Genomic DNA, 22,835 nt, shown 5'->3' on the forward strand with positions numbered 1-22,835 from the left:
CGAAAGCCACTGGTGGCTCCTTCAACTGCTTTTCGGTGTTTTTTCAAACATGGCGAAGAATTTCAATGCGGTGGGAACGGAGATGGTGAGTACAGACAGGTACTTCAAAAGCGTTTCATAAGCTTCCTGCTGTGAGGCAAACAGGAATGCGAAAACGGCTACGATCAGGATAGTGAGCGGAATGCGGAAACTGTTCCAGGTACCGTTATCACTGATCTGGCTGCGTATTTTCATCACTTCGGTTGTACCGATGGAAGTGAGAATAAAGTGCCTGAAACCGACATTGAAAATACTTAATCCCGCATCTGTCTGCAAAATAAGGCCTTTACGGATCAGCAAAGTCAGGTTATAATCGTCAAATGGATTCACAAGTCCGTCCTCGGCCAAGTCGTACAGAATGAACTTCTCTTCCTTGGTCAGGGACTGCCATAATCCCATATAGTAATAGTGCGATGTGATTTCCATCTTGAAAGCGAGGGAATCGCTGTGTATGCTGGCCTTTGTACTTTGCGGAAGTGGATTCAAAGCTAAAAGGGTTGGATTTTGCATGCTGCTCAGAAATTGTCCGGATTGTAGCTCTGCTTTCAACTCCCTTTCCCAGACCGGCTTCCTGAAACTGCTCCCCGGTTTCATATCCTTAATCCCCCTGATAATAATCTTGAAATGACAGAGGACTACATGCCATCTTTCGAGATCGTGCGCAGGCTGCCTCTGTCCAACGGGTTTTCTGTTTTCCAGTTGGTTGAGAGAATCGAGAAAATTAATGGGGTGAACAGTTGAAACAATGATAATCTTGCAATTACTCCGCTGTGTCAGTTCTTCCAGAAAATTCAGTTTGATACGGTTTGTATTTGCATTTTGAAGGTCATATTCAAAATGGTTGACAATGATAAGCTTGTACTTTTTATTGGCTGCATTTCTCTGGATTTTAAGCCACGGCCTGTTCGTCGAAGCCTCTTTTTCATTATCGGGTATCATCAACATATCAGCGATGTAAACATTGCCCGGCAACCCAAATTTTAGAAAGAGCCCCCCTAGCCCTAAATACCTCAAACTTTTAACCTCTTTTCTAATGAGGTCAATTACAGAAGCGCCAGGAGGACCGATCATGAACAAATGCGCATTTTGATCATTGTACACCAGTAGCTGCTCATCAATCTCGTCCCAGCCTGTTTGTTTTGGCAAATTGAGTGCAAACAGCTTTCTGATCACGCGGTGCAGAAGAAATACAAACAGTATTAGCGCACCTGCAAAAATGAGCCAGTAAGAAATACCTTTCCAGCCAATGCCACCAACCTCAACAGGTGTGGGAAGCACATAGGCGGTGCTAGCAGCCAGTATCTCATAAGGCTTTGTTCCGTCTGGAAAGTGCGTTATAGTTGAACTTCCTACCCTGGTATACCCGCCCATTTTTTCCGCACCGGCATAGAACATTTCTTCACCGTGCGGTACATAATCCATCAACTTTCGCTGCAGCCATTTCGTGAGCTGGTCGGCCTGCTGCTCTGTTGCGTTTAACTGCTTACCTGGCAATATCCACACTCCGTCGTAAAACACACCTGTATCTGTGGATAGACCCGCCGCTCCTTGTCGTGCCCCGTATCCGCTGACAAACTGCCTGTGCCGGTAGCTCGCGAGTAATGAAGATTCGTGGTTGTATGCAAAAGTGAAAAAGTAGGCTACGGGTAAACCGCTCATGATAATCAGCCTTGTAAATACCATAGTCGTAAAACAGGCGCTCAGACGGAACTTACCTGTGAAAATGAGCAATAAACGTCTTTGCCGCATTTGTGAAGTGAACCTTGCATAAACCAGCCAAAAAACTCCGGCAATTGCCGCAAAAAGTCCGAAATATTTGAAATCAGTATTTACATAAGCGGCGGTAGCTATAATCCCCACAATGCACCAGAGCGTTGATACAGCTCTTTTCTTTTGCTTGAACTTATCGTCGCCAAGTCTGAAATAGCTCCTTTTATACTGACTATTGAGGAATATGGATACTGAGGTCGCAGCAAACAGGAGGATAAACAGGAATTGCAAAAGAGAAGTGTACAAGGAGAAGATCAACAACAAACAGATGATTACCAGATTAAAGCCGATAACAAGTAAATAGCGGGGTTTGAATTTTGCATTCGGACCAAGCCAGGTAATGTCGAAATAATGCTTTTTCAGGAAGCTGGGCCGCTGATAGAGCAGGTAGATAACCACAAAGAGAATAGCAAGAAACAGAAAGAATACCAGCAGCAATGAAAATGTAAATACGAATACTTTGGTATCCCGCTCGGAAGTGAACCCGGCATCTTCGAAAATAACAATGTTGTAGGGCAGCTCACTAAACGGTGAAACATATACGTTAAATGTCTTTTCGCCGTACTTGGTCTCCATTACCGTGGCTTCTTTGCCGCTAAGTATCGGCAGCAGATCTGTCTCAGAAAACTCTTCTACCAGGTTTTCGTTTAAGTTTTTGAATGGATAGGAATGGTACAACACTTTACCCGTCTGGTCGGCAATTGCAAACGTAAACCCCTTGGGGAGCAGGGGTCGCGTAACGCTCTTGGGAGTAAATGCAATTGCAACACAAGTCACGGAATCATTTTTTTCGGCCGCTCTCGAGACTACGGTTATAAAGCTGCCGGTAGTCCAGGAAACAACCTGTTCCAGACCGAATGCAATTTCCTCTTTACCGACTTTGATATGATTTGGGCGTCCTTCAATGATCTGTTTAAAATAGATCCTGTCCCCATAGTTAGACAACGGCGCACTCTGCCTGCGGTTGTAATTGTATTTTTCTTCACCAGTGGTGTCCAATCCAAACATTTCTACCATATCCACGCCTCTTAACAGACCAGCCAATAGTTTAGCTGATTGCAGATCCTGGAATGATTGAGTAAGCGAGGTTTGTTTATCAAGAATTGCCGGCGAGATATCACTGAGACTGCGCGCTAACTTATCTTTTCTGCGCGCAGAGTCAACGGAGGTAATCACCCGATAAGCACTGATAATGTCCTGCTTGTATGCATTTTTAATATCGTGCGCGAGACTCCGGGAGCTCACCAGAAATGGATCCTCTCCTGGCCGCATGGTTTTGTTGTATTTTAAAAACGCAAATACCAGGAATGCGAGCAGCAGCAGCGACGAGGCGAATGCAAAAAGTCCATCAAAAACTGTAAGTCTGTCCTGGCTGCCCATGTGATAGAGCTTGATCCAGGGCAGGCAGAGAACAAGCGCCAGCATGATAAAGAGCATCAATACGACCAGATTCTCGGGTAAGCTGGTGTTGAGCTGCTGGTACTTTTGCGCCTTCAATAAACCTGCGAGCGTTACGTAATTAGTCGAATCCAATCGGATCCTCTGCCGGAACAACTTATAAGCGGTGCCTCCCAGGCGGATGTTTCTGACACTGTTATTGGCGTATAGTTTCCGGTCAAGAGAGTCAAGCCCCAGAGTTGTTATACCGCTGGGGAATGTCTGGTAAATGATCTCATTATTGCTGCCGACCAGCAGATAATTGTCAAAAGCCTCGCCCGACAGCAAAGGATCAACAAACTTAGGGAGCAGATACTCCATATTGATCCGTAACCTCTTGTTTATCAATCCAATCTTGACATGATTACGGTTCATCGAAATAAATGTAGAACTATCCTGCCGGTCTGCTTTACTGATGAGAGATAATTTGAAATTAATGCTTTTAAAGGTATTGATATACGTTTGCGCATTGGTGGAATCTCTTTCATAAGCTATGAGCAACCGGTTCATCAGTTCGACCGAATTTTTGATCTTGTTATCAATATTCCGATCAATATTCTGAATAGCCCGGAACCGGAGATCCTCCACATGCCGCCTGTTGGATGGAATGTAGATAAAGAAGTAAAGAGCGCCGGCTACCAGGATAAACAGGAGTGTCGCCAGGACAATAACCTGCTTGCGATCCAGCCGGAAAAAGCTTGAAAGCGAAACGGCCGAAGCTTCCCCGTCCATCATTGTTTACGTTTATATTGTAGTTACTACCAGGAAAACTGCATTGTAATTGATAGGTTTAATTGATGTCCGGGATGTTCAATGTCCCTGCAAACCGGAGCAGGTCAACAATTTTGTATGCAGCCGGATCCTCTGTCATCAATCCGAACCGTGGCTTCCATTGAGGATCCCTGAGAAAGGAATCGCGGCTCTGTTCCAGCAGTCTGATAAATACCTCACCGACAATCGTACCTCCCACTTCACCGAGCTGATTTCCGTTTTGACGTACCTCGGCTTCTTTCAGTATGTAGTACCAGAGCGGGGTTTGTTTGAGCAACAGCTGATTGTCCGCATTGAGAATGTCGATGGTTCCCTGGTGCAATGCGATCTGCTGAGGAGATGGATTCGGGAAGGGAGACCTCAGCAACTCTTCTTCCGTAAGCGGATCAATTCCGAGGTTCGCTGCAATAGCTTGTCCGGTACCAACCCTCAGCGCCATACTCCTGATCAGGTTCCGGGAAGAAAGTGTCGCAAACAAATTACCGCGTGCCGCCGGGCCGGGCAGCTCTCCCATACTGAATGCGACGCGGGTGTCAATTTTTCTGGCCATGTTAACCGCCTGTACACCATCAGCATTGAAAAAGCTCTTCCAGCTGATAATCCAGTCACTCGGTACCGGCCTGCCTGTGAATCTGAATGCCCAGGAGAACTCCGAATTGGTAAATACCTGATTAAAACGATAGGTATCCCGGATCTGGCTGTGACCAAACCGGTAGGCTCCAACAGAAAACTCTACGGGCATAAAGAATTTTTGATTCACGGGCATAAGTGAAGGACCGTCCTGCAAAACCTGGGCGGCCTTTGTCGCACCAATGATTTTGGACAGATAATCGTGCATTAACACCCATTGATAATGCCTCCTTACTTCCAGTTGTGCTTTTACAAAAAGTTTGTCCGTTGGCAACTCAGGCTCCTCTGCCTTAATTGCATCCACTACCGCATTATGAAATTTGATAATACTCATGTGAAACTGGGCTACAAACAGGTTTTCATCATTCCGCGGATCGGCGATGATTGCCCTGCCCAGCGCGTTTCGCTGCAGATCGAATGGCATGACGGGAATGGTGCTGTTAATCTGGCCTACAACAGTATTCCCCAGCAGCAGCTTCAAACCGTCATTGTCGTACAGGAATGAATCCACCCCGGGCCCGTCGCCGTATACGCTGTCCAGTTCGAGATTGGGTGTTCTGTAGTTGATCAGATCTTTGGCATCCTGAGAAACCTTGATATCTGAATCCACATCGAGGGTAATGTCGTGATCGACAAACTGCCCAAAGTAAGTGTAGCCGGACTCCATAGTACTGTTATCCGCCTGAAACGTACTTACATCTTCCAGCATATTGAGGCCGAGCCTTTCAAGTAACTGGTGATTTGCGTCGGTATAGGGTATTTCCGATGCCCCTTCAAACAAATAGCCAAAGCGGTCCACCCTGCTGTTTTCAATAAATGAAGGCGAAAAGCCGAACATGGTTCTTCTGAAACCGTGGGCAAGTCTTTCGACTTTCTGAGGAGGAACTACTGTTACGCTGGACATAGCAACTTGGGATTTTGAAGGTGAGAATGATGAATAACCGATACCCCAAAGTTCAGCCGCTGCCACATCAATATAAATACCTGATTACTACTATATTGTATCCTAAAATTTGGGGATATTCTTTTTGTAAATAGCGCTATACTAGCTAAGTTTACCTAAACGCCTCCTCTATGAAAAAAATGCTGCTTGTGCTGCTTCTATGGTCACCTGCGGGCAATGCCTCCACTCAAGCGGTTGACAGCCTTAAAAAAGATTTGTTATCAGTTCGGAATGCATCGGCCGGGTTGGTTCGCGATACCCTTACCTGCAGAACACTCAAGGCGCTGATGCGCGCTTATGTTGACATCAACATCGATTCGTCATCACGGTACAACGAGCTGCTCATCAGGCTGAGTGAAAAGCCCGGTCTGGAAGCATACCTTATTTACGGTTACCAGTACGCAGGTTATTTATATCAGGTCAGAGGGGATTATCATCAAAGTATCCGGTTCCATTACAAAGCCCTGCCACTGGCTGAAAAGATGAAGCAGTACTCCAGAATGGCTGCATCGCTGGGTTGGCTGGCGCATTCGTATGCAAGTCTCAGGGAATTCAGTAAAGCTTCAAAGCTTTGCCTGCAGGGTCTGGCAGTGTTGCGCGCCCATCCGGATTCATACGTACAGGCATCAATCCTGAATGTGCAGGGCGCGATTTACAGGCAGCAGGGCAATTTGCAAGCCGCATTGAAAGTCAACCAGGAATTGTACAAACTGGCAAAAAGCAATCAGCATACCTGGTACGAGGCGCAGGGCTTGCATGCGATTGGCTGGGTTTACAAGGAAATGAATGCATTTCCGCAAGCGCTGGACTATTTCTTACGCGCACTGGATTTGGCCCAGAAAACGGGCAGTGTCGATTTAGAAGGAAGTATCCTGCTAAATATCAGCAATTTGTTTTTCAAGCAGGCCAACTGGGACGAGGCCCTTTCTTACTGCAACAAAGCCAGGAAAAATGCCCAGCGCGTGAGGAACAGCAGTATTGAGGCAGAAGCTTTTGAAGCGCTCTCAAAGATTTACAAGAAAATCAACAAACCGGAAAAAGCACTTGCCGCGTACGAAAACTTTGTCCTGCTGCGCGACAGTCTTTCAAAGGAAAAGACCGAACACCGGATCGAAACTTTGCAGGCGCAGTACGACAATATCAATAAAACAAATGAACTTCAAAAAAAGCAGGTTGAGCTGATAACGCAGCGGCGGACACGAAACGGGTTGTTCATTGGTATTGCATCTATTTTGCTGATTGCCGCTCTATTATTCTGGAGTAACAAGCGCCTGCAAGCCAAAAACAGGCTGATTGACAAGCAAAAAGCTGTATTAGAAGTGACTAAGGCTGAACTTGCATTCAGCAACAGTACCCTCGAAATGCGGGTGAGAGCCCGTACAGAAGAACTGGTAAATGTAAACCGGGAGCTTGTCAGTAAAAATGAAGAAATCAAGCAGGCGCTCTTTAAAGGCCAGGCCATTGAACGTAAGCGCGTAGCCATTGAATTACACGACAACCTGAGCAGTCTTTTAAGCGCTGTTAACATGAGCATTCAGCACCTCAACCCGCAGCATTTATCCGAGTCGGAGCAATCCGTATATCAGAATGTAAAGTATCTTGTCCAGAATGCGTATGTGGAGGTACGTAACATTTCCCACAATATCCTTCCTGCTGAACTGGAAAAGGAAGGACTCGTGCGAACGCTGTCCGTGCTGGTGGCGCGGTTGAACCAAAACGCTCCCATGAAATTTGCACTGAACATCTCAGGAATGGAACAGCGACTCCCGGTGGAGATCGAGTTTAATGCTTACAGTATTGTTTTGGAACTTATTAACAATGTAATCAAACATTCCAAAGCTTCATTTGCAGGGATCAGTTTTCAAAAAACCGAATATGGCGTTGCAATCGCCATTACAGACAATGGAATCGGTTTTAAAGAGAATAAAGTAGAGAGGGGAATCGGTCTGCAGAATATACATACCCGCCTGGAATCGCTTGGCGGGACGCTGGACATTACACATCCGCCCGGATCCGGGACAAGGGTGGCTATTCAAATTCCCATCGAATCGGATTGTTTCGATGGGAATTTTTCAGTTTTGTAGCTGGCCAAATCAGGGAGGCGGACCGGTGGGGTTCATATGCTCCATGGTGTCAGGCGCGGGCAGATCTGCACTCGCCCAGGTGAGCTGAGGCTTGATAATATTCCATAGCGGCTGGTATCGCTTGAAGTCTGCCTCGCTGAATTGCGCGTACATGTCAATATTCAAAAACTTGATAGGTGGGTTTACAGGCAACGAAATCCGTGGCGGGTTGTCCGGAAACGGCGGTGCTTTATCCTTTTTCGTGCCTGGAATAAATGAGAAAACGATGGGCTCAATCCCCGGGTAGGGCGTGCCGCGGTTATCACACATCCGGAGCGCAAGCCGGCCATCAACGGCTACGCCAATGTGTGCATAGCCTTGCAAACGAACATACTTCAATGGGTAAGACATATTTCTGAATTGTAGTTAAAAATTGAAGGTTTATATAGCAAGCTTGTATAGTTAGTTCAATGCCATCTCTCGAAGAAAATTTGCGATTGGATAGCGCAAAGTTGGCCGGTTTTTACACCAGCTAAAATCCTTGGTTATCATGATTTTGCATCCTATAATTATGGGATTTTTGGCAGCGGGTTTTGGTATTTCGATAGAGAGATCCCGCCCGCTTCTTACTTTAAACAAGGATTGCTAAACCCGAACTATATGCGAATTCTGATTGCCGAGGACCACAGGATATTACTGGAAAGTCTTGCCATGCTTTTATCGAGTATGAAAAATGTGGAGGTAGTTTCGAAGCATACGAACGGACACCAGGTTTTAGCAGCACTGGAAAAGGATCCCGACATTAATCTGGTAGTTTCGGATGTTCAGATGCCTGTGATGGGCGGGATTGAATTAACCCTGAAATTACGTGAACGCTTTCCCGGCATTAAGATCTGTTTACTGACCGTCGCAGACAAACCTGAAACCATTAAAGAAGCGATCCGCGCCGGCGCTGACGGCTATATACTGAAAAGTGCTGACCGGCGAGACTTAGAGACGGCCATAAACCTGATCTGCGACGGAAACAAGTATTTCTGTGCAGAAGTCCTCACAGCCCTCGCCAAAGACACGGCGCCCGACCTGATTGTCGCGGGAGATAAACCACAAAGCATAGCGATTACCAAGCGCGAACTGGAAGTATTGAGACTGATCGCGCAGGAATATTCAGGGACAGAAATCGCTGAAAAGCTTTTCATCGGTGCAAGCACTGTGGAAACGCACCGCAAACACCTGATGCAAAAACTCGGCGTGCAGTCTACCATCGGGCTCGTCAAATACGCATTGAAGTTCCAGCTTATCTAGTATCCCCTACCCGCGCCCGTGTTGCGCCTTTTCCTGCATTTCTCCGCCACAGCCTTCCTGTTGGCGCTACTCCCCCGCACCCCTAATATCCCCTGATTTTAGGATATAAAATCACCATAATCAAGTATTTACTACGACCGGGATAACCCTGAATTTTGATGTGTCGGAAGGAAGAGGCGAATGGAAGATTTTAGTCAATTATATTAATCCTTACTCCTATGTCAATCAGGATCTGCCAGGTATTCTTGCTTATTATGTTCTCCAATGTGTTTGTTTTCGGACAGGAGGCTGTAGAACAATCGAGTAAGGCCAATTCTTCAAAGAAAGCCAGCGAGCCTCTTGATACCACGGCTCTGACACAACAACAATTCGACAACATTCTTAACAAGCAATTTGCTGCCCTGATTACCGGGACTTCAACAAGTGTAATTGGCTCCTATGCTTCGTTTGACGTAAAAGAAGGCACCGTATCCTTTGCTCCTAATCACTTTTACGAAAATGGCAATATCCTCACGGCTAGAGCTGCTGGCGGAGTGTCCGAGGGAGCATTGGAACTGTTCAATAAATCCAAGCTTAATACCAACTTATCCCTTGACTTCCAGTTTCATATATTTGGTCAAAGAAATAAGAGTGTAATCATTGACCCAGCTAGAAAAAGAGCTCTCCAGAAGAATCAAGTTGATGCAGATGAAAAATACAATGAGGATATTATTTACCTCACAGAATATGAGGCTTGTGAACTTGAATTAAAAAAGATCCGGCTGGAAGAGAAGGTTGCAAGCATCGGAAAACAAGGAGCAGTTATTACAAGTATGTTGAGCAAGGCACGGGAAGAGGACAAAGTAAAACTTCAACTTAGTCTCGACAGCCTTTCGCTTGAAAACATCAAAGCAAACAAAGAATTGCTTTCCGTTCAGAAAGATTTGGCTAACAATAAAGACCCACTCTGGAGAAGCCGAAAAATTCAGGATATTGGAAATAATCGGGCCGGAATACTGAAAGCCAATAATTTCTCCAATCTTGAAGTCAGAGGTTTTTCATTCAGTTGGATCTCCTTTGGGCTTGGGATTAGAAATGACGCATTCAGAACGTTTGACGACAAACAAGATCCTGCCAGTCAGATCGTAAAAGGCAATTTCATTTCTCAGCAAGCATTTATTCAATTCTCTTACTACGACTGGTCAAAAACAGGTCCCAAAAACATCTATTTCTCCGTTCGTGCTATTGTCCGCAATACGAGCAACCTGGCAGATCTTGATAAGATTGAGGTCACTGATGTAAAAGAGTATGGTCAGAACGGTGTGAGAAGATACTCGGAGAGCACGCTGACAGCATACACGGGTACCCTGAAGAAGAATATCATAGAAGTGGTCCTAAATCCGGAACTATACTTCTATCCTTTTAAAAAATGGTTATTGGGTGTTCATCTTAACCCTAATATTCAGGTCAGGGGAAGCGATGATCCTGTATCTAATCTTGAAAGCGGATTGATATTCCCTTTCCGGAATAAAGAAAAAGACAAGCCGACAGTCAATGCAGAATTGTACTATAATCTCCTGAATGTATTTGACGCCAATGCGATCAAGCATTCCAGTAGCCTGGGCGTAAGGCTAGCATTTCCGATTGAATTCAAACTATAACAACATACAAACATGGGAAAGACTCTTAGTAATGGTTCTGCGACATTCACATTGAAGTACCGGGCCGTGTGTGATGAAGGCGACTTTGTTGGCGGGTGGAAGAATGAATTAGAAGCATTGGCCGATGCTCGTAATCACCAGAGCGGCGAAAAGTCGCATGCGGTTAGCCTGGAAATGAAACAAACGCAAACCATGATGTTCAGCTTAGATCAGTTTGATCAGTGACAGCAATTAGAAACTAACAATCATGATCCTCCCCGACATCCCCATTCTCAATACAGCGCTGGCGATTGTTGTTAGCTGGGCTTTGTTCGCATTGTTTTGCAGCTACATTCTCGAAGCCTTCATCCAGATCATCGGCGAACGTGGAAAGTTTATGAAGGATTATCTTTATAAACAGCTCATGGATAATATCAATGGCATCAACTGGGCCGACCGGATTTATTCTCACGGGTCCATTGATCTGTTAAGCCGTGACCCGAAAAAACCTTCCAATGAAATTTCCCCTAAACTGTTTGTCGAAACGCTTTTAGAAGTAGTGGGAAATTCATTGATTGTTCAAAGCAACATCCGCACGCTGAATGCACAAGGCATTGTTGTCGCATATCAATCTGCGCTGTTGCGGAATTTCAAATATGCTACCCTGGTCCTCAATCAAAGTGACCTCTCGGCGCTTTTCAGACAAGCCATGCAGTATGCTGAGCTCCATGCTGCAACCGGTCCCGGAGGGGCGATCAACGAAGTGGCTTTACACAACTATCTGACGGAATACCTCGAAAAGTGGTTTGGCGAATTCACGCAAAGGCTCACGTTATGGTACAAGAAACTCACAAGGCAAAGGCTGTTCTACCTGGGTGTGATCATCGCGTTCGCCATTAATGTAGATAGTATTGAGCTCTTTGAATTCTTCGAAAGTAACCCTCAGGCAGCGGCGAAAGTTGTGCGTTTCTATGAAGAACATCCTTCCCTGCATACAGATGCGGCTGCACTCGCTCAGGTACAGGCAACTCTGGCCGCCGTTCCCGCGGAAACGCAACAAATTGACACGCTTAAAGAGCAGGCAATGGCGCTTCTTCAACTTAAATCAAGCGAAGCGCAGCAGCAGCTTACCAAAGAGCTTGATACCTTGATCAGCAAAACCATGCTGCCTGTCGGACTGAAACACAGCATTGTTTTCAAACCACCTTATCAACAGCACATTGTAAACTGGGGCACAACCTTGCTCAAAATACTGGGTGTGCTTATCTCCGGGTTTGCCGCCAGCTTCGGCGCCCCATTCTGGTTCGACCTTTTGAAAAAAGTAACTAAACCAAAGCCCGACAATGCAGTTCTATAATATACATAGCCACATTTTCAATATCCGGAATGCACCCAGAAACTTCCTCAACATGTTTTTGCCGGATAGTGCGGCCCGGCTGGTGGACTGGTTTACCAACACGGCTCCGGGCGCAGCCGTGTTTCAGTTTCTGCTCTCAAAGCTGGGCGGAAACCTGGGCAAAAGGTACGCCAGCTTCTTGCAGGTAGGCAAAAGCCGGAATCAGCGCGAAATATTCGAAGGGCTCAGAAAGCAGTACGCCGATGACCCGTCTATCAAGATCGTTGCGCTCACCATGTACATGGAGCATTGCGGCGCCGGGCCGTCGCAAACAGGTTACGAAGGGCAGCTAGAGGGGATCATTGAAGTAAAAAAAGAGAATCCTGATAACCTGCTGGTTTTTATGGGAATTGATCCTCGCTGGAAAGGCGGCGGTAAGGAGTTAAAGGAAACGGTGGAAAGGTATTTTGAAACAAAGATCCAGGTCAGCGCTGACCGGTCCGTGTACCCGTTCGCGGGTTTGAAGATCTATCCAAGTCTTGGATTCTATGCTTTTGATGAAAAACTGAAAGAGACTTTCGAATGGGCTGCGCAAAATGGCGTCCCGGTTTTAAGCCACTGCAGTTACCTGGGCGGAATTTACAATAACGATACCGAATTTGTCAACGCAAGCCTGAACCCATTCGACGTTTACTCAGGACGGCGCTATTCCGAAAACTTTGACGAAAATACCCCACCTCCCACTCCGGACGATTCTTTCAATGTATTCAAATGGGCATTGGGACAGAACGATAACCATCGAAACCTGCATTCCTGCTCCTACTTCCTGGAACCAGCCAGCTTCGAATCTATTTTAAAATACTTTACTGAAAAAGGTACGCCGTTGAAGATATGTCTAGCGCACTTCGGGGGAGATGACCACGTTCTGGAAGAAGCCTCAGGAGCAATAACCAAAAAGCTTTACGGTATGAAGCAGGAAAACTGGTGTTCGCAGATTAAATCGCTCATTGTGAAATATCCTGAGAGTGTTTTTACAGATATCTCCTTTACCGTGGGAAATTCAAAAACGCACAAAGAATTTTTCAAATATCTCCAAAATCCGCAGCTAAGGAACCGCATGCTGTTTGGCACCGATTTCTTCATGACGGAACGTTTGTTACCTGAAAAGGACGATTATGCAACATTCAAAAAAGCTGCTCTGAAAGAGACCTTTGACAAGACAAATGCATGGGAAATAATGGCTTCGACAAATGCAGAAACGTTTTTGCAGAGCAAGTACTATCCGGTAGCAAACACCTGAACCAGGCCGGCAGCTGAAATCAAGAAGATGAATGCGACGCCTTTTTTCCAGCCGAACTGCAGCTTTCAAGTTTTTTAAAATAATACTAAATCAGAAAAATATTGGATATTTACGCTCAGTAACTTCTTTGGCGAATACCATTGAATCCTGACCCACTGAATCATTTTGAACCTGCTGCTTCCGGATCTGCATTGAGCAGAAGGGAGTTTGAAATTATCTACCGGGATAATTGGCGGGATTTGTATGATTTTGCCATTTCCAAAACGCGGGACAAGGATGTTGCCGAGGAAATCGTCCAGGCGCTTTTTGTTAACCTTTGGGAAAAACGCCAGCAGCTCACGATCGCCAACCCGCGCGCATACCTTTTTACCGCAGTCCGCAACCGCATTATTGATCATTTCAAGGAGAAGGTTTTCTACGACCTCGATTCCGCCTGCGAAGAAGCTGCGCCGGATTTCCCATTGTTCCTCGAAGAACTTGAAATGCTTTTTCAGGAAGCAATGGGCCAGCTTCCGGAGAAAACGCGGGATATATTTTTGCTGAACCGTTTCGAGGGGAAATCTGCACCCGAGATCGCCAACCTGCTCAAACTCCCCGCCCGCACCGTGGAATACCACATTACCCAGGCTCTGCGCAAGCTGAAATCCGCCGTGCGCAACACGATCACGCTCTTCCTGGTTATCTGCAATATTATATTTTAAAGAAATAAGTGCCTTCCACTGCGATTGTACATAAACTTTCAAAGAAAAGTTTAAACAATTTGCGGTGCGCTCCTGCTTTTCAGTCTTACTAAAAAGACACGAAAGCACTTTATGAGCAAACAAAACTTCTACCACTTACTTGACCGCTACCGATCAGGCGATTGCACCGACAAGGAAAAACGACTTGTCGAACAATGGTTTGCCATGCTCGACGAGCCGGTACCAGTCCGGAGCGAGCAGGAAAACAGTGAAATTGAAGAAAGGATCTGGAATGCAATCATGCAAAACGACACGGCCGAACCCGTGCAGCCGGCGGTTTCATTCCCGATGTGGAGATGGGCGGCTGCGGCAGTTGTGCTGATTGGTATCGCATTCGGCTCCTATAAAGCTTTTTATAAGAACAGCAACTCGCGCCAGGTTACCTCGGCCCGGCAAGGTGAATCGCGGATCTCGCATTCAAACCAATCTCAGAACGAAGAGAATATCACCCTGCCCGACGGCTCCACTTTGATCTTGTCGCCCGGAAGTAAGATTTCCTACCCTGCTGGGTTAGCAGGCAAAAATCGCGTGCTTCATTTGACGGGGAAAGCCTTTTTCCGCATTTCGCGCGATACCGAGCGCCCTTTTCTGGTGCATAGCGGCGAAGTAGTCACCAAGGTATTGGGTACCAGCTTTTGGGTGGAAGGCCGCGAGAACAACACAGCCATTGAAGTCTCCGTCGTGTCCGGGAAAGTGTCGGTATCTAAAAACGAGCCCCCAGTCGGTGCTGAAAACAGCAAGATCAAAGATGGTGTGATACTGACAGCCAACCAGCGCGTGAAATATTCGGTACAAACGCACGCATTCGAAACCGGTTTGATCGCCAATCCTCAGCCTGTGAATGCAGCTGTTTCAGCAAACCTCCCGGCTGCGGAAGCCTTCATTTTCAGGGATACCCCGTTTACGGACGTGATTGCCAAGCTGGAAAAATCATTTGGTGTGGAGATTATCCTGGAAAACGATGCGATGAAAAGCTGCTTGTTTACGGCTGATATGACGCAGGAACCTTTATTTACCAAACTGGACCTGCTTTGCGCCTCCGTGAACGCCAGCTACGAAGTGCGTGGAACGCGCATTTTGATCAGCGGCAAAGGTTGTTCGTCGCCTCAATAACTGAATACCAATACCTTCAATAAAAAAGAGCCGAAGGTGTTACCAGCACTTTCGACTCCCGTTAATTCCCTTTCTCTCCCGGCTTTTGATCACGGCAATGGAGCGGGCGGGGCTTTGTTCAACCTTTTCACAGTCCTAAACAAAACATGTAAAAGTAATGAAAAACCGGATACGTCTCCATCCTCTATTCCTTGACCTTATGAGGATCAGCTTTTTACAATCTGTCCTGGCATTGCTGACCATTTCCCTTGCCCATTCACACGATGGTCGCTCGCAGGATTTGCTTGACCGTTCTGTAACAATCAAAATGGAAAACGCGCAGGTTAGCAAGGTGTTAACCACCATTGAGCAGCAAACCCGCGTGCGTTTCGTGTACAGCTCCAATACCATCGGCGCCAACCGGAAAGTGACTGTGAATGCAGTTAACCTGAAACTGTCCGAAGTACTGAACCTGACATTAAAACCACTGAATATCAGCTACGCGATCGTCGGCGGACAGATTATGCTTCAAAACCAGTCCATTGAAGCGGCTCCACCGGCCGAAACACCTGAGCAACCCGCTCCGGCTGACAAGAAAGTGTCAGGCAAAGTCTCCGACGTCAAAGGCGGGCCGCTGCCGGGCGTGAGCATTGTGGTCAAAGGCACGCAGCAAGGTACGATCAGCGACGGTGAGGGGCTTTTCTCGATCGTTGTTCCCGATGATAATGCAAGCCTGATCTTCTCATTTGTGGGGTATGTCAGTCAGGAAATCGCGGTAGGTGCGCAGAGTACGTTCAATATTGTTTTGAAAGACGATGAGAAATCGCTGGATGAGCTGGTGGTGGTAGGTTACGGAAAACAGTCTACCCGCCAGCTTTCCAGCTCGGTTTCTACGGTTAGCGGGAAGGATTTTGCGGATCTGCCTGTCACGCAGTTCTCACAAAAGCTGCAAGGCAAACTCGCCGGTGTGCAAATCTCCCAAACGACCGGAACACCCGGCGCGGGAATGGCGATTCGCGTGCGCGGCGCAGCTTCCATCACAGCCGGCACCGACCCGCTCTATGTTGTGGACGGTAACCCGATCGTGGGCGGCATTGCCAACATCAATCCGAATGAAATTGAATCGGTAAGTGTATTGAAAGATGCTTCCGCGACTGCATTGTACGGTTCGAGAGCGGCAAACGGTGTGGTTTTGATCGAAACGAAAAAGGCAGTACCCGGCAAAACGCGCATTGATTACAATACTTACATCGGCGCCCAGCAGGTACCGCAGCGCGGCCGCCCGGATATGATGGATGCAAGCGAGTTTGCAACCTGGCGCAAGGAAATGGCCGAAGAGCGCGGCCTGCCCGTTGATCCCGTTTTTCAAAACCCCGAACAATACGGAAAAGGTACCGACTGGTACGATGCCATTACCAAAACGGCTTTGATGCAAGACCATAGCCTCAGTCTCAGCACGGGTACGGAAACGTTCAGTACCACGGCCACAGCGGGCTTTTTGCAGCAGGATGGTGTGATACTGGGTTCTGGTTATAAGAGGTATTCTTTGCGGGTAAATACCAGTTTTCGTCCCGTTGAAAAGCTGAACATCGGTATCAATGTGGCCCCTACCTATTCAACCAATTCCAATACCGGCGTGGACGGCGTGGGCAGCATTGTGAACGAAGCTTTGCAAACAACTCCGCTCGCTCCCCTGTACAATGCAGACGGGACATATACACTTACCGCGACCTCCCCGGGCATGTTTCCCACACCTAACTATGCCCGCACTTTGCAGGACCGCGTAGTAGATAATGCAGATACGCGCATTCTGGCCAATATTTTTGGGGAATATCAGCTTACAAACTGGCTTTCATTCAAAACCTCAGCGAACATCGACAAAGGCGACTCGCGCAATTTTGCATTCAACGGAACTACTACCGGCGCGCGCGGCACCGGACTTTACAGGGTACCATTCTCCAACCTGAACCAGGGAAAATACCTGTCGTGGGTCAATGAAAATATCCTGACTTTCCAGAAGAATTTCGGCGAACACAATTTCGATGCGATCGCGGGGTTCACGGCGCAGCGTTTCCGGCAGGATGTGAGTGATATTAATGGAAATAACTATCCCGATGATAAAGTAAAAACAATTTCTGCTGCGGGTACGGTCACGGCTTCCAGCAGCATTCAGGAATGGAGCCTGCTTTCCTACCTGGCGCGTGTCAATTATAACTACAAAGGCAAATACCTCGTTTCCGCCTCCATTCGCCGCGACGGTTCGTCGCGATTCGGCGCACGCAACCGCTGGGGTAACTTTCCATCGGTTTCGCTGGGCTGGATATTGAGCGAGGAAGCATTTCTTGCTGACATCAAAACCATCTCATTCCTGAAACTGCGCGCGAGCTACGGTATCGCAGGAAACTTTAACATTGGTAACTACACCCATATTCCCACCATTTCAACTGCCAATTATGTTTTTGGAAAAACAGTAGCAGGCGGCAGGCGGGTAGACAACCTGGCTGACCAGGGTATCGGCTGGGAAAATAATAAACAGCTGAACATTGGTCTGGACGTGAATTTCCTGAACGACCGTATCAGCTTCGTCTACAATTATTACCACAAAATCACCAGCGACCTGCTCTTCAATGTACGCGTGCCGCGCGCTTCGGGCTTCGGGAATATCCAGACCAACATCGGGGAGCTGAAATTCTGGGGACACGAGTTTGCGATCAATACCGTGAATGTGCAGGGTAAATCGCTGCGCTGGACGACGGATTTCAACATTTCCTTTGACAGAAACCGGGTAACTTCCATGGGCACGAAAACCAACGAGCTCATTACTGGCGGCGGCAGCGGGCTCATTGGCGGCGACCACATTACCCGCGTAGGCTACCCGATCGGAATGCTGTACGGAATGCAGCACGAAGGTGTTTACAAAAACCAGGAGGAGTTCGACAATTCGCCCAAGCACAGCACCTCGCAGGTAGGTACCGCCAAATTCCGCGATGTAAATGGCGACGGCGTCATCACAGTCGACGACGCGACGATTATCGGTAACCCGCACCCGGATTTCATTTTCGGGATGACCAACAATTTGTCTTACAAAAACTTCGACTTCTCGGTAACCCTGTCGGGTACTTATGGAAATGACGTGGTGCGCGGCGCCGAGCAAACATTGACCAACCTGGACGGGGTATTTAATGTACTCGCCGATGTGAAAGACAGATGGAGATCACCGGAGAATCCCGGAAAAGGCCGGTATGGAAGTCTGGCGGCAGGTACCACTTACCTGGAACGCGACTGGTGGGGAAGCCAGATGATGTACGATGCGAGCCACATTTCGCTCAACAATATCACGCTCGGCTACACGGTTCCGCTGAAAAGTACCAGCGCATTGAAAAGGCTGCGCGCTTACGCCAGCATTCAGCAGGTGCATATTTTCACCAAATACCCGGGAGCCAATCCGCAGGTAAGTCTGAGCACGGCGACTACCGGTTTGGGTATTGACGGAGGCTCCTATCCTGTTCCGCGCACCTATTCACTGGGCTTAAATGTAGGTTTTTAATTTTCCCGACATCATTCTAAAATTCAATAAGGTCATGAAATCAAAGACCCTATCAGCAATATTATTCGCCGCTGCGGCACTGGGCTCTTGCAGCGACTTTCTGAGCATAGAGCCGCAAAACGCGGTGGTCCCTTCCAATTTCTTCCAGTCAGAATCGGATTTCAAGCAGGCTGTGGACGGCACTTATGCGCCTTTGCAGGCACTTTATAACACCGAATCGGGCTGGGCAATGGGCGAAATGCGCTCTGACAACACCCACTTCTTTTACAATATCGACTATCGCTCACCGATCCCGGAAGAGATCGATTTGTTTACGAACGGATCAGAAAATACGATCACGGCCGCCAAGTACTATTCCAATTTCGACATGATCAACCGTGCCAACCAGGTTCTGGCGGTGATCGACGATGCTACATTTGACCCCAAAGTAGTGGCTAATTTTAAAGGCCAGGTCTTGTTCCTCCGTGCATTTGCCTATTTCGATCTTGTGCGGAACTTTGGCGGCGTGCCGCTGCACCTGGTTCCCGCTTCGGATCTTGCCACCGCCTCACTGCCACGCGCCTCAGCGGAACAGATTTACGAGCAGATCATCAAAGACGCCAGCGAAGCGGCAGGGTTACTGCCCGACAAAGCCACTGCGGAACCTGGCAGGGCTACTTCGGGTGCAGCCAACACGTTGCTCGCTGATGTGTATCTCAATAGCAAAAACTGGTCGGCCGCGGAAACTTCTCTGGCCAAAGTAACGGGCTATTCGCTGCTGAGCAGCTATGCCTCCGTTTTTGACCCCAATAATAAAAACAATGTAGAGTCGGTATTTGAAGCGCAGTTTCTGGAAGGTACCACGCTAAATTTGCACAGCTATTTCCCCTACTACTTTGTGCCGCTGACCGTCAACCACGCGCAGTATACCAAAGGACCCACCGGCTCGCAAACCGCGCCTGGCTCAGGCTGGAACACGCCGACGGAGGATCTGCTGGCCGCTTATGAAGACCGTACCAAAGACCAGCGTTTCAATGCATCGATCGGCTTTATCAACGGGCCTTCGCTCGTTTCGGATACGAGCTATGTCAATTTGCCTTATATCAAAAAGTACCAGTACCCGCACTCCATTTACGGGCAAACGAACCAGAATTTCCCGGTGTACCGGTACGCGGAAGTACTTCTTATGCACGCCGAAGCTGCCAACGAACAAGGCAAAACAGCTGATGCAGCCGGTTTCCTGAACCAGGTACGCAAACGTGCGGGGCTCGCAGATTCGCCTGCAAAGGACCAGGCGGCATTGCGCGCGGCTATCCTGAAAGAGCGCCGCGTGGAGCTTGCTTTTGAAAATAAACGCTGGCTGGACCTGGTACGTACCGGCAATGCGATTACGGTAATGAATGCACACGGCGCAAAGCTGAAAGCCAGTCCGGGCTACTATTACCTCACCGCAGCCACCTACAATCTTGACCAAAACAAATTGCTATACCCGATCCCGTTCCTGGAAATTCAGGTAAATCCTGACCTGGAACAGAACCCGGGCTACTGACCTTTACTATTCCCTAAACCCTGGACCCGTGCGGCCGGCAACGCAGGTTGCCGCCGCACATTTTTTAAACTTCTTACCTGATATTTCATGTATTTCTGTAAAAACACTTTCCTGGCGCTAACCGCGACGCTCGTTGCAGCCGGGGCTAATGCGCAGCAGGCAAAGCCACAGCCGCCTGTCCGTTTCGAGAAGAAAATGATTGCCTCCGAAAGCTTCGAGTCGGTAGCCGTTCTCGACGTCAATAATGATGGAAAACCGGATATTGTTTCCGGCTCGTACTGGTACAAGGGGCCCGAGTTCTGGGAGCGGGCCTACCTCGGCGAAGTGAAGCGCGTAGGCGAATACTGGGACGAATTCCTGACTGTGCCGATGGACGTGAATGGGGATGGAAAAATGGATATTATCACCGGCGGATGGTTCAACAAATCGCTGTTATGGCGCGAGAACCCGGGCAACAACAAACCATGGACCGACCATATCATAGATGAAACGGGCAATGTGGAAACGGGCCGCGCGTGGGATATTGACGGAGACGGAACATTGGAAATCGTACCTAACAACCCCAATCAGCCCCTCAAATTTTACAAACTGGAAAAAGACCAGAATGGAAAAGGTACCGGCAAATTCACCAAAGTCCAGATAGCAGACCGCCAGGACCACGGATTAGGTTACGGAGATATTAACGGCGACGGAAGAGGTGATATCATCATCAGTACAGGCTGGCTGGAAGCGCCTAAAAATGTACTGAAAGACAAATGGACCGCGCACAACGATTTCAATTTTGGCGATGCCAGCGTACCCATTATCGTGGCGGATGTGAATGGCGACGGTAAAAATGACGTGATCGTGGGCCAGGCGCACAGCTACGGCCTCCATTGGTACGAGCAGAAAAACAGCGGCGGAAAAATCAGCTGGACCAAACACAGCATTGATCCCGATAACTCACAATTCCATTCCCTGGCGTGGATTGACCTTGACGGCGACGGTAAAATGGAGCTGCTCACCGGCAAACGCTACCGCGCCCACAACGGCGGCGACCCGGGCGAAAAGGATCTGATCGGGTTATATTATTATAAATGGAACGGCGAAGCTTTTGTGAAGCAGGTCATTTCCTACGGCCCTTACGGTGAGGGCAAGGGAATCGGTGTGTACTTTGACGTAGCCGACCTGACCGGCAGCGGCCGGAAAGACATTATCGTCGCCGGGAAGGACGGACTGGCTGTATTTTTCAATAAAGGCAACGAATAAGCTTACCGCGGCGAAGCGAATTTTCTTCTGATATACTCTTGCACGATCGCATCCGGTAAAGTCCGGGTGCGATCGTGACATATCTCGGCTGCGACGTGCTGTCGACTGGCAGAAACTAAAATCAAAATAATTTTCCAAACGTTTGCTTATTGCATTTTTTGAATTTATTTTTGACTCGATTCTAGTTAGTGCGTTAAGTTATATGAAACTACACTCTATGCGTTGGTTTGTTGTCCTGATGCTGTTCATAGCAACAGGACTGAGCTTTTTGGACCGGCAGGTGCTTTCCATTGCTATCCTCAAAATCCAGAAGGAATTTTATTTTACAGACGTGGAATATGGCTGGGTAAACACCAGTTTCCTGCTCAGCTACGCATTGATGTTCACCATGGGCGGCTGGATCATTGACAGGGTTGGTGCCAAAAAGGGACTTGCAGTAGCCGTGGGAGTATGGTCGCTAGCCAATGCAATGCACGGACTGATGAACTCTTTGCCGCAGCTTATTGCATTCCGCTTTTTGCTCGGGTTAGGTGAAGGAGCCTGTTTTCCAGGTGCAGCAAAAACGGTTTATGATTGGTTTGACAAAAAAGAAAGGGCCTTTGCCAATGGTATCGCCATCGGCGGCTCGGCGATCGGCGCTGTGATTGCCCCGCCGCTCACGATCCTGATTTCTGAGCACTATGGCTGGCGGGCAGGCTTTGTGATACCCGGTCTGGTTGGTATAGTTTGGGTGGCCGGCTGGCTGCTGATACCGTGGAAAAATGTTGTTTCGCAGGTAAATACGCAGTTTACCCAACAGAAAACAGCCGCTATCTCCCTGCTTTCCGTACTGAAAATAAAGGAAACCTGGGTGTTTATACTGATGCGTTTCCTGCTCGATCCGGTGATGTATTTTATGATGTTCTGGATACCAAAATACCTCAGCGAAGTGCGGGGAGTGGCTTATCAGGAAATCGGAAATCTGTTCTGGGTACCATTTCTGGCGCTGGGCGTTTCCAATGTTCTGGGTGGATTCATTTCTGATAGATTGGTTAAAAATGGCTTCACCATCAATAAGGCGAGGAAAATGGTCATGGGCATAGCAGCCGCCTTAACCCTGGCTGTTCCATTTACCGAATATGTTTCCTCTGTGTATGTAGCAGTGGGTTTGATGGCGCTCTATATGTTCGCCCACGGCTTCTGGATTACCAACTACATCACTTCCATTTCGGATGTTTTTGGCCAAAGAGCAACTTCCACGGTGGTAGGACTTTCGGGAACAGCAGGGGCAATTTCAGGCTTGCTGGTAAATCCGCTGATCGGAAAAATCGTGCAGGAGTATTCGTACAAACCTATGTGGATCGCCTGCGGGGTACTTTACCCGCTCGCATTCATCGGATTTATGTTCCTCATCCCCAGGATCCAGCCACTGTTCCGGGAAGCAATGGACAGTCCGGCCGATGCCGCTGTACTGAAAGCTGATCCATGACG

Annotated in this window: 15 protein-coding genes; 12 read left to right on the top strand and 3 right to left on the bottom strand. The window is 47.9% G+C overall.

Annotated elements, in window-relative coordinates; translation table 11 throughout:
- Positions 1 to 21 precede the first annotated feature (21 nt).
- Together AC1XTG_RS12155 and AC1XTG_RS12160 are read right to left on the bottom strand one after the other, a co-directional pair.
- Positions 22 to 3,981 (bottom strand): cache domain-containing protein, encoded by a 3,960-nt coding sequence (locus AC1XTG_RS12155; RefSeq protein ID WP_484842186.1) that lies wholly within the window; start codon positions 3,979 to 3,981, stop codon positions 22 to 24.
- A gap of 55 nt (positions 3,982 to 4,036) precedes the next feature.
- A complete protein-coding gene (locus tag AC1XTG_RS12160; protein ID WP_484842187.1) occupies positions 4,037 to 5,551 on the bottom strand; it encodes a peroxidase family protein in 1,515 nt (504 codons plus the stop codon).
- 170 nt (positions 5,552 to 5,721) lie between these two features.
- Here AC1XTG_RS12160 and AC1XTG_RS12165 point away from each other — a divergent pair, with 170 nt between their 5' ends.
- Complete coding sequence (locus AC1XTG_RS12165; protein WP_484842188.1) at positions 5,722 to 7,674, top strand: tetratricopeptide repeat-containing sensor histidine kinase; 1,953 nt, start codon at positions 5,722 to 5,724, stop codon at positions 7,672 to 7,674.
- Between the two features lie 9 nt (positions 7,675 to 7,683).
- Here the strand turns inward: AC1XTG_RS12165 and AC1XTG_RS12170 are convergent, their stop codons facing one another.
- Positions 7,684 to 8,064 (bottom strand): hypothetical protein, encoded by a 381-nt coding sequence (locus AC1XTG_RS12170; RefSeq protein WP_484842189.1) that lies wholly within the window; start codon positions 8,062 to 8,064, stop codon positions 7,684 to 7,686.
- A gap of 249 nt (positions 8,065 to 8,313) precedes the next feature.
- On the opposite strand from AC1XTG_RS12170, the gene AC1XTG_RS12175 reads away from it, so the two are divergent.
- From AC1XTG_RS12175 to AC1XTG_RS12225, 11 genes are all read left to right on the top strand, one after another.
- Entirely contained in the window at positions 8,314 to 8,955 is a 642-nt protein-coding gene (locus AC1XTG_RS12175; protein ID WP_484842190.1) for a response regulator, read from the top strand.
- Between the two features lie 218 nt (positions 8,956 to 9,173).
- A complete protein-coding gene (locus AC1XTG_RS12180; protein WP_056281992.1) occupies positions 9,174 to 10,595 on the top strand; it encodes a hypothetical protein in 1,422 nt (473 codons plus the stop codon).
- A 12-nt stretch (positions 10,596 to 10,607) separates the two neighbouring features.
- Positions 10,608 to 10,820, top strand: coding sequence for a hypothetical protein (locus tag AC1XTG_RS12185; RefSeq protein WP_056281989.1), 213 nt, complete (start codon positions 10,608 to 10,610; stop codon positions 10,818 to 10,820).
- 22 nt (positions 10,821 to 10,842) lie between these two features.
- Positions 10,843 to 11,931 (top strand): hypothetical protein, encoded by a 1,089-nt coding sequence (locus AC1XTG_RS12190; protein ID WP_056281986.1) that lies wholly within the window; start codon positions 10,843 to 10,845, stop codon positions 11,929 to 11,931.
- Positions 11,918 to 13,210 (top strand): amidohydrolase family protein, encoded by a 1,293-nt coding sequence (locus tag AC1XTG_RS12195; RefSeq protein WP_484842191.1) that lies wholly within the window; start codon positions 11,918 to 11,920, stop codon positions 13,208 to 13,210. The genes AC1XTG_RS12190 and AC1XTG_RS12195 overlap by 14 nt, the downstream gene beginning before the upstream one ends.
- A 140-nt stretch (positions 13,211 to 13,350) precedes the next feature.
- Positions 13,351 to 13,911 carry an RNA polymerase sigma-70 factor gene (locus tag AC1XTG_RS12200; RefSeq protein WP_484842192.1) on the top strand — a complete coding sequence of 187 codons (561 nt, stop codon included), beginning with the start codon at positions 13,351 to 13,353 and terminating at the stop codon, positions 13,909 to 13,911.
- 111 nt (positions 13,912 to 14,022) lie between these two features.
- A complete protein-coding gene (locus AC1XTG_RS12205; RefSeq protein ID WP_484842193.1) occupies positions 14,023 to 15,063 on the top strand; it encodes a FecR family protein in 1,041 nt (346 codons plus the stop codon).
- 157 nt (positions 15,064 to 15,220) lie between these two features.
- The gene (locus AC1XTG_RS12210) at positions 15,221 to 18,589 is read left to right on the top strand and encodes a TonB-dependent receptor (protein WP_484842194.1); all 3,369 of its coding nucleotides are present in this window, start codon (positions 15,221 to 15,223) and stop codon (positions 18,587 to 18,589) included.
- Positions 18,590 to 18,623: 34 nt separating this feature from the next.
- Positions 18,624 to 20,117 carry a RagB/SusD family nutrient uptake outer membrane protein gene (locus AC1XTG_RS12215; protein WP_484842195.1) on the top strand — a complete coding sequence of 498 codons (1,494 nt, stop codon included), beginning with the start codon at positions 18,624 to 18,626 and terminating at the stop codon, positions 20,115 to 20,117.
- 87 nt (positions 20,118 to 20,204) lie between these two features.
- Complete coding sequence (locus AC1XTG_RS12220; RefSeq protein ID WP_484842196.1) at positions 20,205 to 21,365, top strand: FG-GAP repeat domain-containing protein; 1,161 nt, start codon at positions 20,205 to 20,207, stop codon at positions 21,363 to 21,365.
- 202 nt (positions 21,366 to 21,567) lie between these two features.
- Complete coding sequence (locus AC1XTG_RS12225) at positions 21,568 to 22,833, top strand: MFS transporter (protein ID WP_484842197.1); 1,266 nt, start codon at positions 21,568 to 21,570, stop codon at positions 22,831 to 22,833.
- Positions 22,834 to 22,835: the final 2 nt, after the last annotated feature.

The organism is Dyadobacter sp. HNCC25DJ183, from assembly GCF_056895175.1.

Bases quoted from the DNA above. Each gene is read 5' to 3' on its own strand.
- AC1XTG_RS12155 (WP_484842186.1), bottom strand. From the start codon at position 3,981: ATGATGGACGGGGAAGCTTCGGCCGTTTCGCTTTCAAGCTTTTTCCGG.
- AC1XTG_RS12160 (WP_484842187.1), bottom strand. From the start codon at position 5,551: ATGTCCAGCGTAACAGTAGTTCCTCCTCAGAAAGTCGAAAGACTTGCC.
- AC1XTG_RS12165 (WP_484842188.1), top strand. From the start codon at position 5,722: ATGAAAAAAATGCTGCTTGTGCTGCTTCTATGGTCACCTGCGGGCAAT.
- AC1XTG_RS12170 (WP_484842189.1), bottom strand. From the start codon at position 8,064: ATGTCTTACCCATTGAAGTATGTTCGTTTGCAAGGCTATGCACACATT.
- AC1XTG_RS12175 (WP_484842190.1), top strand. From the start codon at position 8,314: ATGCGAATTCTGATTGCCGAGGACCACAGGATATTACTGGAAAGTCTT.
- AC1XTG_RS12180 (WP_056281992.1), top strand. From the start codon at position 9,174: ATGTCAATCAGGATCTGCCAGGTATTCTTGCTTATTATGTTCTCCAAT.
- AC1XTG_RS12185 (WP_056281989.1), top strand. From the start codon at position 10,608: ATGGGAAAGACTCTTAGTAATGGTTCTGCGACATTCACATTGAAGTAC.
- AC1XTG_RS12190 (WP_056281986.1), top strand. From the start codon at position 10,843: ATGATCCTCCCCGACATCCCCATTCTCAATACAGCGCTGGCGATTGTT.
- AC1XTG_RS12195 (WP_484842191.1), top strand. From the start codon at position 11,918: ATGCAGTTCTATAATATACATAGCCACATTTTCAATATCCGGAATGCA.
- AC1XTG_RS12205 (WP_484842193.1), top strand. From the start codon at position 14,023: ATGAGCAAACAAAACTTCTACCACTTACTTGACCGCTACCGATCAGGC.
- AC1XTG_RS12210 (WP_484842194.1), top strand. From the start codon at position 15,221: ATGAAAAACCGGATACGTCTCCATCCTCTATTCCTTGACCTTATGAGG.
- AC1XTG_RS12215 (WP_484842195.1), top strand. From the start codon at position 18,624: ATGAAATCAAAGACCCTATCAGCAATATTATTCGCCGCTGCGGCACTG.
- AC1XTG_RS12220 (WP_484842196.1), top strand. From the start codon at position 20,205: ATGTATTTCTGTAAAAACACTTTCCTGGCGCTAACCGCGACGCTCGTT.
- AC1XTG_RS12225 (WP_484842197.1), top strand. From the start codon at position 21,568: ATGAAACTACACTCTATGCGTTGGTTTGTTGTCCTGATGCTGTTCATA.